At 66.7% G+C, this 15,582-nt stretch carries 17 protein-coding genes; 5 read left to right on the top strand and 12 right to left on the bottom strand.

What is annotated here, in order from left to right; all coding sequences use genetic code 11:
* Positions 1 to 89 precede the first annotated feature (89 nt).
* Positions 90 to 527: a hypothetical protein gene (locus tag L2Y96_RS07595; RefSeq protein ID WP_247334987.1), complete on the bottom strand. Its 438-nt coding sequence runs from the start codon at positions 525 to 527 to the stop codon at positions 90 to 92.
* Between the two features lie 127 nt (positions 528 to 654).
* Between L2Y96_RS07595 and L2Y96_RS07590 the strand changes: the two genes are divergently transcribed.
* The gene (locus tag L2Y96_RS07590) at positions 655 to 2,352 is read left to right on the top strand and encodes an AMP-binding protein (protein ID WP_247334985.1); all 1,698 of its coding nucleotides are present in this window, start codon (positions 655 to 657) and stop codon (positions 2,350 to 2,352) included.
* Between the two features lie 136 nt (positions 2,353 to 2,488).
* On the opposite strand, the gene L2Y96_RS07585 is transcribed toward L2Y96_RS07590, so the two are convergent.
* The gene (locus tag L2Y96_RS07585; RefSeq protein ID WP_343218441.1) at positions 2,489 to 2,893 is read right to left on the bottom strand and encodes a PilZ domain-containing protein; all 405 of its coding nucleotides are present in this window, start codon (positions 2,891 to 2,893) and stop codon (positions 2,489 to 2,491) included.
* A gap of 60 nt (positions 2,894 to 2,953) precedes the next feature.
* A complete protein-coding gene (gene dinB / locus L2Y96_RS07580; RefSeq protein ID WP_247334983.1) occupies positions 2,954 to 4,141 on the bottom strand; it encodes a DNA polymerase IV in 1,188 nt (395 codons plus the stop codon).
* A gap of 400 nt (positions 4,142 to 4,541) precedes the next feature.
* Here dinB and L2Y96_RS07575 point away from each other — a divergent pair, with 400 nt between their 5' ends.
* From L2Y96_RS07575 to arsC, 4 genes are all read left to right on the top strand, one after another.
* Complete coding sequence (locus L2Y96_RS07575; RefSeq protein ID WP_247336964.1) at positions 4,542 to 5,345, top strand: segregation and condensation protein A; 804 nt, start codon at positions 4,542 to 4,544, stop codon at positions 5,343 to 5,345.
* Between the two features lie 97 nt (positions 5,346 to 5,442).
* A complete protein-coding gene (gene scpB / locus L2Y96_RS07570; protein ID WP_247334971.1) occupies positions 5,443 to 6,204 on the top strand; it encodes an SMC-Scp complex subunit ScpB in 762 nt (253 codons plus the stop codon).
* Positions 6,201 to 7,793 carry a pseudouridine synthase gene (locus L2Y96_RS07565; RefSeq protein ID WP_247334967.1) on the top strand — a complete coding sequence of 531 codons (1,593 nt, stop codon included), beginning with the start codon at positions 6,201 to 6,203 and terminating at the stop codon, positions 7,791 to 7,793. Before scpB ends, L2Y96_RS07565 begins: the two co-directional genes overlap by 4 nt.
* A gap of 2 nt (positions 7,794 to 7,795) precedes the next feature.
* On the top strand, positions 7,796 to 8,131 hold the full coding sequence (gene arsC, locus L2Y96_RS07560; protein WP_247334965.1) for an arsenate reductase (glutaredoxin): 336 nt from the start codon (positions 7,796 to 7,798) through the stop codon (positions 8,129 to 8,131).
* A gap of 99 nt (positions 8,132 to 8,230) precedes the next feature.
* Here the strand turns inward: arsC and hisIE are convergent, their stop codons facing one another.
* Genes hisIE through L2Y96_RS07515 form a run of 9 tightly spaced genes read right to left on the bottom strand, consistent with a single transcriptional unit; the run spans position 8,231 to position 15,557 of the window.
* On the bottom strand, positions 8,231 to 8,824 hold the full coding sequence (gene hisIE, locus L2Y96_RS07555; RefSeq protein ID WP_247334959.1) for a bifunctional phosphoribosyl-AMP cyclohydrolase/phosphoribosyl-ATP diphosphatase HisIE: 594 nt from the start codon (positions 8,822 to 8,824) through the stop codon (positions 8,231 to 8,233).
* Positions 8,821 to 9,591, bottom strand: coding sequence for an imidazole glycerol phosphate synthase subunit HisF (hisF, locus tag L2Y96_RS07550; RefSeq protein WP_247334957.1), 771 nt, complete (start codon positions 9,589 to 9,591; stop codon positions 8,821 to 8,823). The genes hisIE and hisF overlap by 4 nt, the downstream gene beginning before the upstream one ends.
* Positions 9,585 to 10,337 carry a 1-(5-phosphoribosyl)-5-[(5-phosphoribosylamino)methylideneamino]imidazole-4-carboxamide isomerase gene (hisA, locus tag L2Y96_RS07545; RefSeq protein ID WP_247334948.1) on the bottom strand — a complete coding sequence of 251 codons (753 nt, stop codon included), beginning with the start codon at positions 10,335 to 10,337 and terminating at the stop codon, positions 9,585 to 9,587. The genes hisF and hisA overlap by 7 nt, the downstream gene beginning before the upstream one ends.
* Positions 10,334 to 10,924 (bottom strand): imidazole glycerol phosphate synthase subunit HisH, encoded by a 591-nt coding sequence (gene hisH / locus L2Y96_RS07540; protein ID WP_247334946.1) that lies wholly within the window; start codon positions 10,922 to 10,924, stop codon positions 10,334 to 10,336. Before hisH ends, hisA begins: the two co-directional genes overlap by 4 nt.
* Positions 10,924 to 11,988: a bifunctional histidinol-phosphatase/imidazoleglycerol-phosphate dehydratase HisB gene (hisB, locus tag L2Y96_RS07535; RefSeq protein WP_247334939.1), complete on the bottom strand. Its 1,065-nt coding sequence runs from the start codon at positions 11,986 to 11,988 to the stop codon at positions 10,924 to 10,926. Before hisB ends, hisH begins: the two co-directional genes overlap by 1 nt.
* Positions 11,985 to 13,049 (bottom strand): histidinol-phosphate transaminase, encoded by a 1,065-nt coding sequence (hisC, locus tag L2Y96_RS07530; RefSeq protein ID WP_247334937.1) that lies wholly within the window; start codon positions 13,047 to 13,049, stop codon positions 11,985 to 11,987. The genes hisB and hisC overlap by 4 nt, the downstream gene beginning before the upstream one ends.
* Positions 13,046 to 14,353 (bottom strand): histidinol dehydrogenase, encoded by a 1,308-nt coding sequence (hisD, locus tag L2Y96_RS07525; RefSeq protein ID WP_247334935.1) that lies wholly within the window; start codon positions 14,351 to 14,353, stop codon positions 13,046 to 13,048. The genes hisC and hisD overlap by 4 nt, the downstream gene beginning before the upstream one ends.
* Positions 14,350 to 15,243 carry an ATP phosphoribosyltransferase gene (gene hisG, locus L2Y96_RS07520; RefSeq protein ID WP_247334932.1) on the bottom strand — a complete coding sequence of 298 codons (894 nt, stop codon included), beginning with the start codon at positions 15,241 to 15,243 and terminating at the stop codon, positions 14,350 to 14,352. Before hisG ends, hisD begins: the two co-directional genes overlap by 4 nt.
* Positions 15,240 to 15,557: a YerC/YecD family TrpR-related protein gene (locus tag L2Y96_RS07515; RefSeq protein ID WP_247334929.1), complete on the bottom strand. Its 318-nt coding sequence runs from the start codon at positions 15,555 to 15,557 to the stop codon at positions 15,240 to 15,242. The genes hisG and L2Y96_RS07515 overlap by 4 nt, the downstream gene beginning before the upstream one ends.
* Positions 15,558 to 15,582 lie beyond the last annotated feature (25 nt).

The following is a 15,582-nucleotide window of genomic DNA, read 5'->3' as shown; positions in this document are numbered from 1 at the left end:
CCCACCCTGTGGGCGACATCTTTCGCCCCAACGTCGCAGGCCCTGCAGCGTTATCGCGAAAGGCGTCGCCCACAGGGTGGGCTCCTACCTCATAGGGCGCGCTTCCAGGTGGCGGTGAAGCAATGCCATTCGCTGCCGTCCTTGCGCCAGCCGGTTTCCACCTCATAGGCACCGGCGTTTTCCGGCAACACGCCCGCGCCAGCGGTTAGCGTGACGGTAAAGGTTGCGACCTGCCGGTCACCGCGCTTCTCAACCGAGATGGGCCCGACCAGCGCATGCACTTTCTGCCCGCGCAGGGCGAATACGCGTACCAGGTTCGCGAGGTCGCGCTTGGCGAGCTGGCCACCGTTACCATCGAAATCATCGGAAAGCCCACCGACCGTGTCGCTGGCACTGCCAGCCTCTGCTCCCGCCTCGGCCGCGGCGATCGCCTTGCGGACCTGCTCGTCATCCGGTGTACGGTGGCAGCCGCTGACGACAGCGAGGGCCGTGAGGAGTAAGGTGGCCAAGGCCTTATGACGCAGCATGTATTGCCCCTTTTGTGGCGCGTTGCAATGCGGCTTGATGCTATACGCGCGCGTATGCTCCAATCGCTCCGATCATACGACGAGCCTGCCGTGCGATCGCCACATTTTCCAGGAGTCCGTCCCGTACATGAGCAACGAGCGCCCGTGGCTTGCCCACTACCCGGCTGGCGTGCCGGCCGACATCGACGTCAACGCATACCGCTCCGTTGCGGCGGTCTTCGAGGAATCGTTTCAGAAATTTCGTGACCGCCCCGCGTACAAGAACTTCGGGAAGGTCCTGACCTACGGCCAGATCGACGAGCTCTCCACCGCCTTCGCCGGCTTCCTCTCGGGCGAACTCGGCCTGAAGAAGGGCGACCGCCTCGCGATCATGCTGCCGAACCTGCTGCAGTATCCCGTGGTGCTGTTCGGCGCATTGCGCCTCGGCCTCACCGTGGTCAACACGAACCCGCTGTACACGACCCGCGAACTGCACCACCAGCTGGAAGACTCCGGCGCCAAGGCGATCGTAGTCCTGGATAACTTCGCGCACACCGTGCAGGAAGCCCTGCCCGGCACGCGCGTCGAACACGTCATCACCACCGGCGTGGGCGATCTCATCGGCTTCCCCAAGGGCAGCATCATCAACTTCGTGGTCAAGCACATCCGCAAGGAAGTGCCGGCCTACAAGCTGCCGAAGCAGACCCGCTTCAATGACGCGGTCGCGCGCGGCAAGGCGCACGCCATGCCCAGCGTGGACGTGGGCCACGACGATATTGCGTTCCTGCAGTACACCGGCGGTACGACCGGCGTGGCCAAGGGCGCCATGCTCACCCACCGCAACATGATCGCGAACATGCTGCAGGCCGATGCCTGGATCAGCACCGCGGCCACCGCGGGTGAGGAAGTGATCGTCACCGCGCTGCCGCTGTATCACATCTTCTCGCTGACGGCGAACGGCCTGGTCTTCACCCGCCTGGGTGCCATGAACCTGCTGATCACCAATCCGCGCGACATGAAGGGCTTCGTCAAGGAGCTCTCCAAGGAAAAGTTCACGGCCATCACCGGCGTCAACACGCTGTTCAACGGCCTGCTGAACACCCCGGGCTTCGCCGAGCTAGATTTCTCCCGCCTGCACCTGTCCCTGGGTGGCGGCATGGCCGTGCAGCGTGCCGTGGCCGAGCGCTGGAAGAAGACGACGGGCGTGACCCTGGCCGAGGCTTACGGCCTCACCGAAACCTCGCCGGCCGCGTGCATCAACCCGCTCGACCTGAAGGAATACAACGGCTCCATCGGCCTGCCCATTCCTTCGACCTATGTGCAGATCTGGGCCGATGACGGCACCGTACTGCCCATCGGCGAAGTGGGCGAGCTGTGCATCAAGGGCCCGCAGGTGATGAAGGGCTACTGGAACCGTCCGGACGAGACGGCCAAGGTGCTCGACGCGAACGGCTGGCTGCGCACCGGCGACATCGCCAAGATGGACGCCAACGGCTACCTGTACATCGTGGACCGCAAGAAGGACATGATCCTGGTCTCCGGTTTCAACGTGTACCCGAACGAGATCGAAGACATTGTCATGAGCCACCCCGGCGTCGCCGAAGTGGCGGCGGTGGGTGTCGATGACGAGCACTCGGGCGAAGTGGTGAAGATCTTCGTGGTGCGTAAGGACCCGTCACTGACCGAAGAAGCGCTGCGCGAGTTCTGCCGCGAGAAGCTCACCGGCTACAAGCGGCCCAAGCAGATCGAGTTCCGCGACTCGCTGCCGAAGACGAACGTGGGCAAGATCCTCCGCCGCGAACTGCGCGACGAAGACCGCGCCAAACGCAAAGCCGCCCAGGCCTAAAAAAAAGCCGCCCCATGGGCGGCTTTTTTGTCTGTAGGAGCCCACCCTGTGGGCGACGCCGTTCGCGATAACGCTACAGGGCCTGCCATGGTGAGGCGACAGATGTCGCCCACAGGGTGGGCTCCTACCGGCGGGGTTAGTCGTCGGTCCAGGCTTCCAGGGTATCGGCGTAGCCGCCCAGCAGTTCCCACAACGGGGCCTGCTTGTCCTCGGGGATCAGCGAGTACTCCATGCCGATCTGGCGCGCGCCGGCGCGCACCACCTTCGCCTCCATGTTGATGTGGAGGTCGTGGCCAAACACCATGTCGAGGATCCAGGTCTGGCCGGCTTCACCGCGCCAGCCCGAGGGACGACGCAGCAAGGCGCCGGTCGCTGAAATGTCGATCAATTCTGTCGGGTGCGCTTCCCCGCCACGGCTCAGGAGCACCGCGGTCTGTACCTTCATCCTTGCGTGGCGATAGCGCACGTTCGGGTCTTCCTTGTCAGCCATCAGCTGTTCCACCCATCCCGCCTGCCGGCGGCCAAAAATTACGGTCGGCATGACCGAGGCCCCACGAAACTTACCTTCCGTGTCACAAACGGACACATTAGCGCAGTAGGGTCACTCCCGGCCACGCGTCTTCAACACGCCTGCCCTCACCAGCGCTCCGTTGCCAAAACGCTCGTTGATGAGATCTTGTACGCCATCGGTTCGTTTTTCCTCTGCCGGTGCGCTGAACATGTCCTGTTGTTCGTCGCCATGCCGTGCATCGAAGCCAGAAAGCGTCACACCAAGCAGGCGCAGCCGGGGCCGCGGATGCTGGTGCCACCAGACGTGAAGCAAGCGTCGTGCCACGGCGTAGATATCCGGCGTGGCGTTACCCGGCACCGGCAGCTGTGCCTGGCGGCTATGGGTCACGAAGGGTGGCTCGCGAAGCTTCACCGACACCGTGCGCGCCTTGACCTCCCGCCCGCGCGCCCGCGCCCCTACCCGTTCGCACTGGCGCAGTAGCCACGCCTCGGCGATGGCCAGGTCGTCCAGGTCGACATCGAAGGTCCATTCGGCACCGATCGAGACCTCCGGGGCATCCGTCACCACGGGGCGATGGTCCTCGCCCTGGCACAGCAGGCGCAGCATGGCCGCATGGCGTTCGCCCACGGCCTTGTTCAGCCGCCATGCGTCCGCGCGCAGCAGATCGCCGATGGTCCGGATGCCGACCTTGTGCAAGGCCTCCTCAGCCACCTTCCCCACCGTCCACATCCTTCCGATGGGCAGGGGATCCAGGTAGCCACGGACCTCGTCCTGCTGAATGTGGAGAAAGCCATTCGGCTTGGAAAGCTCGCTGCCCAGCTTGGCCAGTAGCTTGTTATGGGCCATGCCTACCGAGGCGTTCAGGCCGGTCCGCTCGCGGATCGTCTCTTTCACCTTGCGACCGATCACCTCGATCGATGAGAAAAGCCGCAGGCTCGCCGTGACGTCCAGGAAGGCTTCGTCCAGCGAAAGCCCCTCGATCATAGGCGTCACTTCGGCAAATACATCGAACACCACGGCCGAGATGGCCGCATACCGGTCGTGCCGGGGGTGGATATAAACCGCCTGGGGGCAGCGCCGGCGGGCCTCCGAGGTGGCCATGGCCGAGCGCACGCCGAAGGTGCGGGCCACGTAATTGGCCGTGGAAACCACGCCACGGCGCCCCAGACCGCCCACGATGACGGGCTTGCCGACCAGACTGGGGTCGTCCAACTCCTCCACGGACGCGTAGAAAGCGTCCATGTCGACATGGATGATGGCGCGGGGATCGGCGGGCATGGCTGTATTTTGCCGTAATGGCCCGGCCGACACATGGCCGCCCGCTGGACTTGCGAAGGCACACGCTATACCCTGTCTGTCAATCGGGTGAACTTATTCGGGCGTACTGCCCTACCGGCCTGCAGTTCTGGTCGGCGGTAGTCTATGTTCCCGGCGATATCTCACAGACGGTGACCCTCCTGGGGTGTCCAGCGGCCATGCCTTCCGCTCGTCGGCGACGATGCGCGGCATGCCCGGCGAGGTGGCGGTATAGCCGCCGGACGGCATCGATTTGTTGCTTGCGTTCCCGGTCGCTTGAAGGCGGCCCTTCTGACGTGTGCCGATGACTAACGAGACAACCGAAGTCCAGGTGGTCGAACAAACGCGGAATGCCTTTGCCGGTGTTCCCCAGCAGCAGGAAATGCCCCTCGCGCTCGTACGCGGGCAGCCCGTGCTGCAAATGCCACAGGATCTGTACATCCCGCCGGACGCGCTGGAAGTCATCCTGGAATCGTTCGAAGGCCCGCTGGATCTTTTGCTTTACCTGATCCGCAGGCAAAACCTGGACATCCTCGACATCCCTGTCGCCGAGATCACCCGGCAGTACATGGATTACATCGAGATGATGCGCGAGGTGATGCGGCTGGAGCTGGCCGCGGAGTACCTGCTGATGGCCGCCATCCTGGCGGAGATCAAGTCCAGGCTGCTGCTGCCCCGCCCGCCGGCCGAGGAAGGCCTCGAGGACGATCCGCGAGCGGAACTGGTACGCCGCTTGCAGGAGTACGAACGCTTCAAGAAGGCCGCGCAGGATATTGAAGAACTGCCGCGCCTGGAACGCGATACCACCGTGGTGCACGCCTTCGTCGGCGAGCACAACGTGGTACGGGTCCCGCCCCCGCTCGACCTGAAGGAGATGCTGCTCGCGCTCAAGGATGTGCTCAAGCGTGCCGATCTGTTCACGCACCACGCGATCCAGCGCGAACCGCTCAGCGTCCGCCAGCGCATGGGCGATCTGCTCAACTCGCTGGGCACGGGTGGGTTCCACCGCTTTGAAACGTTGTTCGATATCAGCGAAGGCCGGCTCGGCGTCGTGGTCACCTTCCTGGCCATGCTGGAGCTTGCGAAGGAAATGCTCGTCGAGATCGTCCAGGAACAAGCCCTGGGCCCGATCTACCTGAAGACGAAGGTACAGACGGAGGCCGAGCCCGAAGAAGCGCTCGCCTGAAGGCCCAGCCGGGCCACGAACAGGGGGGCGTCGCAGGTGCGGCGGCTCCCGCGCACGAACCGAACCGCGCCCGAGGGCACGGCACACTCCAAGGCCTATGCAACCCGAACAGCTCAAACCCATCGTGGAAGCGGCGCTGCTGGCGTCGACCCAGCCGATGACGATCGCGCAGCTCAATGCGATCTTCGGCGAGGAAGAGGACGTCGGCGCGGACCAGCTCAGGGCAGCGCTTGAACTGCTCGCCGCCGACTGCGAAGGACGCGGCGTCGAACTGCTGGAAGTCGCCTCCGGCTGGCGCTACCAGGTGCGCCGCGAAGTGCATGGATGGGTCTCGCGGATGTGGGCGGAAAAGCCCAGCCGTTACTCGCGAGCCCTGCTGGAAACGCTGGCGCTTATCGCGTACCGCCAGCCCATCACCCGCCCGGAGATTGAACAGATCCGTGGCGTGGTGGTCTCTTCGAACATCATCAAGACGCTCGAGGAACGCGAATGGATCCGCGTGGTGGGCCACCGTGACGTCCCGGGCCGCCCGGCCCTGTTCGGCACCACCCGCATGTTCCTGGATTACTTCAACCTCAAGTCGCTGGACAGCCTCCCGCCGTTGTCGGAGATCCGCGACCTTGAAGAGCTCAACCCGCAGCTACGCCTTGAAGGCGATGCGGATGGCGTCCCGGCCCGAGCCGCCCTGCCCGACCTGGGCGTGGAAGGCGATGAAGGTGACGAGGCCGCCAACGAACCGCCCGCCGGCGATGACGACATCGCCGCGGCTTCCCACACTGCCGATGAGGCAGAGAACCCCGACGGCGCCGCCGATGAAGACGAAGGCGCCGGGCAAAACCCCGAGGAGTCACGCGCATGAATGCGCCACAACGTTCCGTACTTAGCCTGAAGCGCAGCGACGCCCCCACCGGCGAAGCCGCACAGCTCGAAGAACGCCTGCACAAAGTGCTGGCCAACGCCGGTCTCGGCTCGCGCCGGATGCTCGAACAGCGCATCCAGGCTGGCGAGGTCGAGGTCAACGGCACCGTCGCCAGCATTGGCGCCAGCGTCCACGCCGGCGACCGCGTCACCATCGACGGCAAGCAGTTCGTCGTTGCCACCGATAGCCGCAGCGATGCCGAAGTGCTGGTCTACCACAAGCCGGAAGGCGTGGTGACCACCCGCGAAGACACCGAAGGCCGCCCCACCGTGTTCGAACAGCTGCCGCGCCTGAAGGGTGCGCGCTGGGTCGCCGTGGGCCGCCTCGATATCAACACCACCGGCCTGCTCCTGCTCACCACCGATGGCGAACTCGCCAACGCGCTGATGCACCCGAAGAGCGGCCTCGAGCGTGAATACCTCTGCCGCGTGCACGGCGAAGTGCCCGATGAAATCATCGAGCGCCTCAAGGCCGGCGTGGAGCTGGAAGACGGCCCCGCCCGCTTCGACGAAATCGCCACCATCAGCCGTGGCGGCAGCCACAGCTGGTTCCGCGTCACGATCCGCGAGGGCCGTAACCGCGAAGTGCGCCGCCTGTGGGATTCCCAGGGTTTCCTGGTGAGCCGCCTGAAGCGCATCCGCTACGGCACCGTGGAACTGCCGCGCGCCCTGCGCCGCGGTGATTGCGAATCGCTCGACGAAACCGCGATCAAGTCCCTGCGCGAACGCGCTGGCCTGGGTGCGCCGGATCCGGTGCTCACCCTCAGCGCCGTGGTGCACCAGCGCCGCGCCCCGCGCCATGTCACCGAATACCGTCCCGACAAGGGCAGCACGGGTGCCTGGAGCTCGGCACGCCATGATGAAGCCCGCGAACTCACCGCATTCGATCGCCTCCGCGACGATACCCCGGGCCGTGGCGGTCGCGGCGGCCGTGGTGGTCGTCCGGGCCAGGGTGGCGGCGGTGGCCGCGAAGTGAACGGCAACGTCGCTCGCCCGGACCGCGCCTCCAAGCCGCGCAAGCCCTCCTCGCGCCGCGTCGCGCCGGGCCAGGAACTGCCGGCCATGCGCACCTGGTTCGCCGGCGATAGCCGCACCGGTGGCGGCAACGCGAACGGCAACGTCGCAGGCGACGGCGCCGGCAACCGCGGCGGTAGCCGTGGCCCGCGTGGTGGCCAGGGCGGCCAGGGTGGCGGCAATCGCTCCTATGGCGGCGGTGGCGGCCAGGGTGGCGGTAACCGTAGCCAGGGCGGCGGTGGCAATCGTTCGTACGGCGGCGGTGGCCAGGGCGGCCAGGGCGGCGGTAATCGCTCCTACGGCGGCGGTGGTGGCGGCCAGGGCGGCCCGAGCCGCTCGGGTGGCAACCGTGCCTCCGGTGGCGGCGCTGGCGGCAACCGTGGCCCGCGTGGCGCCGGTGGTGCTGGCGGCGGCAACCGTGGTGGCCAGGGCGGCCAGGGCGGCGGTAACCGCGGCCCGCGCGGCGGCAACCGTGGCGGCAATGGCGGCGGTGGTAACCGCGGCGGCAACTTCTAAGCATGTCAGTGCTTTGGCATAACCCGCGATGCTCTAAATCGCGGGAGACGCTGGCGCTGCTCCAGCAGCACGGCGTCGAGCCCACCATCGTGGAATACCTGAAGACGCCGCCCTCGGCGGCGGAACTGGATCGCGTGCTGAAGCTACTTGGCCGCGAACCGCGCGAATTGATGCGCAAGGGCGAGGATGACTTCGCCGGCGTGCCTGCCAACGGCAGCCGCGCCGAGCTCATCGCCTATATGGTCGAACACCCGAAGCTGCTTGAGCGTCCGGTGTTCATCAACGGCAAGAAAGCCGCCGTTGGCCGGCCGCCGGAAGACGTCCTCGCGATCGTGTGAGTTACGCGCGTAGGAGCCCACCCTGTGGGCGACATCTTTCGCCTCAGGGCTCAGGTCCTGCGGCGTTCTCGCGAACGGCGTCGCCCACAGGGTGGGCTCCTACCTGTGGCGTGAGGCTAGCTTGGTTGCCACAGCTTCAAAGCCGATGCCGCGCGCTCGCAGTGCCACCATCAGGTGGAACACCAGGTCGGCGGCCTCGCCGATGAGCGCATCGTCATCCTGCGCTACCGCGGCCAGCGCGGTTTCCACGCCCTCCTCGCCTACCTTCTGCGCGATACGGCGAATGCCACCTTCAAACAGCGTCGTCGTATAGCTGCCTTCCGGTCGCTCGGCGTGCCGCGATGCCACCAGCGCATCGAGCTCCGCCAGGAAACCCAGCGAAGGCACCACCTCGTTTCCGAAGCAGCTTGTCGTACCGGTGTGGCACGTCGGCCCCGCAGGCAACGCGCGGACCAGCAAGGTGTCGTTATCGCAGTCGATTTTCAGATCGACCAGCGCCAGCGTATCGCCGGACGTTTCGCCCTTCGTCCAAAGGCGCTGCTTGCTGCGGCTGAAGAACGTGACGAGGCCACTCTCGCGGGTCTTCGCCAGCGCCGCCTCATCCATGTAACCGAGCATCAACACCTCGCCCGTGCGGGCGTGCTGGATGATCGCAGGCACCAGGCCATCGCCCTTGGCGAAATCGGGGGTCATACACGTACCTCGATACCCTGCGTGCGCAGTTCGCGCTTCAGAGCCGGAATGGCGATATCGCCGGAATGGAAAACACTGGCAGCGAGCGCGGCATCGACGTCTGCTTCGCGGAACACCTCGGTGAAGTGCGCCGGTGTACCCGCGCCACCGGAGGCCACCAGCGGCACACGGGAAAGCGCGCGCGCGGCGAGAAGCTGTTCGATATCGTAGCCCCGGCGCACGCCGTCGGTACCCATGCAATTCAACACGATCTCACCCGCACCCAGGTCCTGCACTTCGCGGATCCAGTCGAGCGTAAGCTTGCGCAAGGCCTGCGTGCGCGAGGGATCGCCGGTGTACTGGCGCACACGCCACTCACCATCCTCATCACGCAGGCTATCGATACCTACCACCACGCACTGCACGCCGAAAGCCTCGGCGATCTCGCCGACGAGTGCCGGCCGCTCCAGCGCGGGCGAGTTGATCGAGATCTTGTCCGCGCCCGCGTGCAACACCTCGCGCGCATCTTCCACCGAACGGATCCCGCCCGCCACGCAGAACGGAATATCGATCTCGCGCGCTACGCGCTCCACCCAGTCGCGGTCGACGCGGCGCCCTTCCGGGCTTGCCGTGATGTCGTAAAACACGAGCTCATCGGCGCCTTCATCGCGGTAGCGGAGCGCCAGCTCGACGATCTCGCCAACCACCACGTGGTCGCGGAAACGCACGCCCTTTACGACCTGGCCATCGCGCACGTCCAGACAGGGAATGATGCGGCGGCTCAGCATGACGCATCCGCCTTGGCCGTCACGGCCAGCGCCTCGGCCACCGTGAATTCGCCCTGCAGCAACGCGCGCCCCAGGATCACACCCGCCACGCCTTGCAAGGCCAGGCCCGCCACGTCGGCGAGCGAGCGCACGCCACCCGAGGCCTGCACGTCCAGCTTCGGCGCCACCGACGCCACGTGGCGATACAGCGCGGTGTTCGGCCCCGTCATGGTGCCGTCGCGATCGATATCCGTACACAGCAGATGGCGCGCACCGGCGCTCTCATAGAATGGCAACAGGTCGTCCAGCGTACGCGCTTCATCGGCGGTCCAGCCCGCACTGGGCAGACGCCACTGGCCATCACGGAACCGCGTATCCAGCGCCAGCACGATGCGTTCGGCGCCGTAGCGGCCGATCCACGCGGCGACCGATTCCGGTTCGCGCATCGCAATGCTGCCCACGACGACGCGCGCCACGCCCGCATCCAGCAGGCGACGCACGCCGTCTTCATCACGCACGCCGCCGCCCGCTTGCACGGAGAGGCCCGCGGAAGCGGCAATGGCGCTCAGCGTCGGCAGGTTTTCGAAGCGGCCCGAGCGAGCGCCATCCAGATCCACCACGTGCAGCCAGCTCGCACCGTCCGCGGCATAGCGTTTGGCCAGTTCCACCGGCTCGAACGCGAACGTGGTCTGCTGTTCGTAATCGCCCTTGAACAGGCGCACGACCTTGCCTTCGCGCAGGTCGATGGCGGGAATCGGTAGCGTCATAGCGAAAGAAAGTTCCGAAGAAGCTGGGCGCCCACGCCGGCGGAACGCTCGGGGTGGAACTGCATGCCCATGAAATTGCCGAAGGCGACCATCGCCGAGAACGGCGTGCCGTGTTCGCTCGCCGCCAGCGTGTACTCGCCCACCGGTACGGCGTAGCTGTGCACGAAGTACGCGGTATCGCCATCGCGCAGGCCGTCGGTGAGCGCGTGGTCGCCCTTCGATTGCAGCGTGTTCCAGCCCATGTGCGGCACGCGAAGACCCGGGGCGGCCGGCAGGTGGCGCACCTGCGCAGGCACCACGCCAAGGCACGGGGTATCGGCTTCGTCCGAGTGCTCGCACAGCAGCTGCATGCCAAGGCATACGCCCAGCACCGGCTGTTTGAGCCCGCGCAGCACATCGACCAGCCCGGCCTCATGCAGGCGGCGCATGCCGGGGCCGGCCGCACCCACGCCGGGCAGGATCACGTGCGAGGCCGCACGGATGCGTCCCGCGTCGGCCGTCAGCTCGGCATCGGTACCCAGCCGCTGTAACGCGTAACGGACCGACCCGATGTTCGTACCACCGGCATCGACAAGCACGACACGCATCAGAGACTTCCCTTGGTGCTGGGCAGTTCCGCGCCCTCGCGGCGGATGGCCTGGCGCAGGGTGCGCGCCACGACCTTGAAACAGCCTTCCACCATGTGGTGCGCGTTATCGCCCACGACGGTGAGGTGCAGGTTGGCACCCAGCGTTTCGCACAACGAGCGGAAGAAGTGAGGTACCAGTTCGGTGGGTACATCGCCCACGCGTTCGCGCGGGAAGCTGCCTTCGAACACGAAGTACGGACGACCCGAAAGATCCAGCTCCGCACGCGCGGCGCTTTCATCCATGGGCAACGCAAAGCCATAACGGCCGATGCCACGCTTGTCGCCGAGGGCCTGGCGCAGGGCCTGACCGAGCGCCAGCGCGCAGTCCTCGATCGTGTGGTGCTCGTCGATATGCGTATCGCCATCGCAGCGCAGGCTCAGCGCAAAGCCGCCGTGTTTGCCGATCTGCTCCAGCATGTGGTCGAAGAAGCCCAGGCCGGTGTGGATCACCGGTTCGGCCACGCGATCCAGATCCACCTGGACGCGGATGGCGGTTTCCTTCGTCTTGCGGGTGACGTCCGCAACGCGCGGTGCATCGAGCACGGCGTGGGCTACCTCGGCCCAGCTCTGCCCGGCGCTTCCCACGCGGAAGCCGCGCACGCCCATGTTCGCGGCGAAGGTGATGTCGGTATCGCGATCGCCCACCATGGCCGACTGTGCACGGCTCCAGCTATCGTCCGCCAGCCAGTGCCGGGCCAGGCCGGTGTTCGGCTTGCGCGTATCGAGGTTTTCGTGGGGGAAGCTGCGGTCGATCAGCTGTTCGCGGAAGCGGATGCCCTGCGACGAGAGAATGCGCAGCAGCAGGTTGTGCGGGCCGTCGAAGGTTTCCTGCGGGAAGCTGGGCGTGCCCAGGCCATCCTGGTTGCTGACCAGCACCAGCTCGTAGCCCGCGCCGACAAAACGCTGCAATGCCGCGACCACGCCGGGCACGAGCGCCAGCTTTTCGAAGCTGTCGATCTGCTCATCCGCAGGCTCTTCGATGATGCAGCCATCGCGGTCGACGAAAAGAATCTTGCGGCTCATGCACTCGCTCCCGCCCGCAGTACGGCGAGTACGCGGTCGTTTTCATTGCCGGTACCGATGGTGATGCGCAAGGCATCGCCCAGACCCGGGTACTTCGTGATATCGCGCACCACCACGCCCGCGGCGAGCAGGCGCTTATAGGTACCCGCCGCGTCGTCAAAGCGCACGGCCAGGAAGTTGGCGTGAGACGGCAGCACCGCCCGTACACCGGGCGACTTCGCCAAGGCCACAGCCATGCGGGCGCGCTCGTTCAACAGCTCGTGCACGTGGTGGCGCTGCACGCGGCGGCCCTCGTACGAGAGCGCCGCCAGGGCGGCATCCACGCAGGGCGACGGCAGCGGGTACGGCGCGATGATCCGGCGCAACAGGCCGATCACCTCGGCGCGCGCAATCAGCGTGCCTACGCGTGCGCCCGCAAGCGACCAGGCCTTCGACAACGTACGCAGCACGGCTACATGGTCGTAGCTATCGATCAGCGTGGTAGCGCTCGGCGTACCGGAGAACTCGGCATAGGCCTCATCCACCACGAGCAGCGCTCTGCCCTGCAAGGCGTCGGCGATGCGCTTCAACGTCTCGAGGGGCACGAGGTTGCCCGTGGGGTTGTTCGGCGTGCAGACATAGACCAGCTTCGTGCCCGGCGTCACCGCGGCGAGGAGCTTGTCGGGATCGAGCGAGCCGTCGGCGTCCAGCGGCGCCTCCACCACGGCGGCATCCTGGATGCGCGCCGAGACGGCATACATGCCGAAGGTGGGCGGCGAGATCACGATGCCGTCCTGGCCGGCGCGACAGAACGCGCGCGTCAGCAGGTCGATGGCCTCGTCACTGCCGCGCGTCACCAGCAGGCGATCAGGCGTGCTGCCATAGAGTTCGGCCAGCGTTTCCACCAGGCCACGCGGCTGCGGGTCGGGGTAACGGTTCAGCCCATCGCCGCCGGGAATACTCGGTGCGCGGGCGGATTCATTCGCGTTGAGCAGCACGGTGCCGCCCGACGCCTCCATGCGTGCGCTTGAATACGGCGCAAGCGCGCGGATCTCGGCGCGGGCAAGGTCGAGGACACTCATGCGTCGGCCCCCATGGCTTCAAGGCGCAAGGTAACCGCACGGCGGTGGGCATCCAGTTGTTCGGCGGCGGCGAGCGTCGCGGCGCAAGGGCCAATCGCGCGCAGGCCGGCCGCGCTGGCCTCCTGCACCGTCACCTGCTTCTGGAAACTCGCCACGGATACGCCGCTGTAGCTGCGCGCATAGCCGTAGGTCGGCAGCACGTGGTTGCTGCCGCTGCAGTAGTCGCCGAGGGATTCGGGCGTCCATTCGCCGAGGAAGACGGAACCGGCGGATTCCACACCATCGAGCAATCCGCGTGGATCGGCGGTCTGGAGGATCAGGTGTTCCGGCGCGTACTGGTTGCTGACCGCCACGGCCTGGTCGAGATCGCTGACCAGTACGAGGCGGCTTTCGGCCAAGGCGCTGGCGGCGACCTCGGCACGCGGCAGCGCGCGACGCTGGACTTCGACCTCTTCTTCCACCGCATCGAGCAGCGCGGCGGAAGGGCTCACCAGCAGCACCTGCGAATCCGGGCCGTGCTCCGCCTGCGACAGCAGGTCGGCGGCGATGAAGCGCGGATCGGCGTCGGCATCGGCGATCACGAGCACCTCGGAAGGGCCGGCCGGCATATCGATCGCCGCACCGTCCGGATCGCCCGATACCTGCAGCTTCGCCTCGGTGACCCACGCATTGCCCGGGCCGAACAGCTTGTCGCAACGAGGCACGCTGTCGGTGCCGTACGCCATGGCCGCGATGGCCTGCGCGCCGCCCAGCTTGAATACCGTGTGCACGCCCGTGGCCTTCGCGGCGAAGAGCACCGCATCGTCGCACCGGCCGTTCGCCTGTACCGGCGTGCACAGCACCACCTCCTGGCAGCCGGCGATCGCGGCGGGCACGCCCAGCATGATCGCCGTGGACGGCAGCGGCGCGCCGCCGGCCGGTACGTACAGGCCTACCCGGCGAATCGGCCGCAGCACGCGTTCCACGCGCACGCCCGGCGCCGTTTCCACACTCACGGCCGTAGGTGCGGCGGCGCGGTGGAAACGCTCGATACGTTCGGCGGCCTCGCGCACCGCAGCTTTCAGTTCGGGAGCTAACCGCGCTTCCGCGGCCGCGAATTCGTCATCGGTGACAGCGAGCGCCTCAAGCGTCGTGCCGTCGTAGCGCGCGGTGAGTTCGCGCAGCGCCACGTCGCCACGGGCGCGGACGTCGGCGATGATCACCTCCACGCCATCCCGCAACGCCACCGAGCGCGACTGCGCCGGCCGGGCGAGTGCGCCTGCGCGCCCTGCTTCGTCGAGCGTGTTCCAGTCGATCCGCTTCATGCCAGCATCTTCTCCACCGGCAGCACCAACATGTCACGGGCGCCGGCACGCTTCATGTCTTCCAGCTGGCGCCAGCTCACGCTACCCGCGCACAGCGCCTGCAACACGACCTGGTCGGGCGCGCCATCCACCTGGGTGAGCGTGGGAATCGGCAGGCCCGGCAGCAGGCGAGTGATCGCTGGCAACGCATCGCGCGAGGCCTGCATCAGGATCAGGCGCGAATCGCGCACCTGGATCACGCCATCGAGGCGGCGCAGCAGCAGCTCGGCGATCTCGCCACGCTCATCGCTGGGCAATACGCTGTGGCCGGCGAGCACGGCCTCGCTTTCCACGATTACCGCGGCTTCGCGTAGCTGGTTGGCCACCAGGGTGGCGCCGCTGGATACGAGATCGCAGATCGCATCGGCGGTGCCGAGGCGCGGGGCGATTTCCACCGAGCCGGCGAGGTACACCACCTTCGCATCCACGTTGTGGCTGCGCAGCCAGTCACCGAGCAGGCCGGGATACGACGTGGCGATACGCTGCCCGTGCAACTGCTGCGGACTGTCGTACGGCTCGTCCTGCGGCAACGCGATGGAAAGACGGCAGCTGCCGAAGCCGAGCGGGCGAAGCTCGGCGAGCCCACTGCCCGTCGCCGGGTTGGAGAGCTGGAATTCGCGCAGCACGTTGCGGCCGACGATACCGAGGTCGCAGACGCCTTCGGCGATCAGGCCGGGAATATCGTCATCGCGGACCAGCAGGAGATCCACGGGCTCGCCCTCGCCGAAGCAGAACAGCTTGTCGCGGCTCTGGCGGAACTTGAGGCCGCAGCGCGCCAGGAGCTCCTGGGCGGGCTCGGTCAGGCGGCCGGATTTCTGCATGGCGATGCGTAGGCGGTCACGCGGCTTCATGCGCTGGTTCCCTGGTTGCGGCGGGCGGCGGCGGCCATGTAGCCGCCTGCGCCCTGGTTGAGGTAGCGCGCGACGCGCCCGATGGTGGTGATGCTCACGGCCGTGCGCTCGTGGATCTCCCGGTAGGAGCGGCCATCGAGCAGGTACGGCACCACCCGCCAGCGATCGACCATCACTTCGATCTCGGCCGGGGTGCACAGGTCGTGGAGGAAGGCCCGCATCTCATCCACCGTTGAGAGGCCCAGCAGAGCCTCGCAAAGGCTGGTCTCGGCCGAGTCGGAGGGGGTTTCCGGATCCAGGGAGCGTCGCTTCATAATGTACTAACGCGTTAATACGATA

The sequence above is a fragment of the Luteibacter aegosomaticola genome (assembly GCF_023078475.1).
Taxonomy (GTDB): Bacteria; Pseudomonadota; Gammaproteobacteria; order Xanthomonadales; family Rhodanobacteraceae; genus Luteibacter; species Luteibacter aegosomaticola.
This window is presented reverse-complemented; position numbering and strand designations above follow the sequence as displayed.

Coding starts and splice junctions, on each gene's coding strand:
- hisC (WP_247334937.1), bottom strand. CDS start 13,049: ATGAGTGTCCTCGACCTTGCCCGCGCCGAGATCCGCGCGCTTGCGCCG.
- hisH (WP_247334946.1), bottom strand. CDS start 10,924: ATGCGTGTCGTGCTTGTCGATGCCGGTGGTACGAACATCGGGTCGGTC.
- hisG (WP_247334932.1), bottom strand. CDS start 15,243: ATGAAGCCGCGTGACCGCCTACGCATCGCCATGCAGAAATCCGGCCGC.
- L2Y96_RS07565 (WP_247334967.1), top strand. CDS start 6,201: ATGAATGCGCCACAACGTTCCGTACTTAGCCTGAAGCGCAGCGACGCC.
- hisA (WP_247334948.1), bottom strand. CDS start 10,337: ATGACGCTACCGATTCCCGCCATCGACCTGCGCGAAGGCAAGGTCGTG.
- scpB (WP_247334971.1), top strand. CDS start 5,443: ATGCAACCCGAACAGCTCAAACCCATCGTGGAAGCGGCGCTGCTGGCG.
- L2Y96_RS07595 (WP_247334987.1), bottom strand. CDS start 527: ATGCTGCGTCATAAGGCCTTGGCCACCTTACTCCTCACGGCCCTCGCT.
- L2Y96_RS07515 (WP_247334929.1), bottom strand. CDS start 15,557: ATGAAGCGACGCTCCCTGGATCCGGAAACCCCCTCCGACTCGGCCGAG.
- L2Y96_RS07575 (WP_247336964.1), top strand. CDS start 4,542: ATGCCCCTCGCGCTCGTACGCGGGCAGCCCGTGCTGCAAATGCCACAG.
- L2Y96_RS07585 (WP_343218441.1), bottom strand. CDS start 2,893: ATGCCGACCGTAATTTTTGGCCGCCGGCAGGCGGGATGGGTGGAACAG.
- dinB (WP_247334983.1), bottom strand. CDS start 4,141: ATGCCCGCCGATCCCCGCGCCATCATCCATGTCGACATGGACGCTTTC.
- hisIE (WP_247334959.1), bottom strand. CDS start 8,824: ATGACCCCCGATTTCGCCAAGGGCGATGGCCTGGTGCCTGCGATCATC.
- arsC (WP_247334965.1), top strand. CDS start 7,796: ATGTCAGTGCTTTGGCATAACCCGCGATGCTCTAAATCGCGGGAGACG.
- hisD (WP_247334935.1), bottom strand. CDS start 14,353: ATGAAGCGGATCGACTGGAACACGCTCGACGAAGCAGGGCGCGCAGGC.
- L2Y96_RS07590 (WP_247334985.1), top strand. CDS start 655: ATGAGCAACGAGCGCCCGTGGCTTGCCCACTACCCGGCTGGCGTGCCG.
- hisB (WP_247334939.1), bottom strand. CDS start 11,988: ATGAGCCGCAAGATTCTTTTCGTCGACCGCGATGGCTGCATCATCGAA.
- hisF (WP_247334957.1), bottom strand. CDS start 9,591: ATGCTGAGCCGCCGCATCATTCCCTGTCTGGACGTGCGCGATGGCCAG.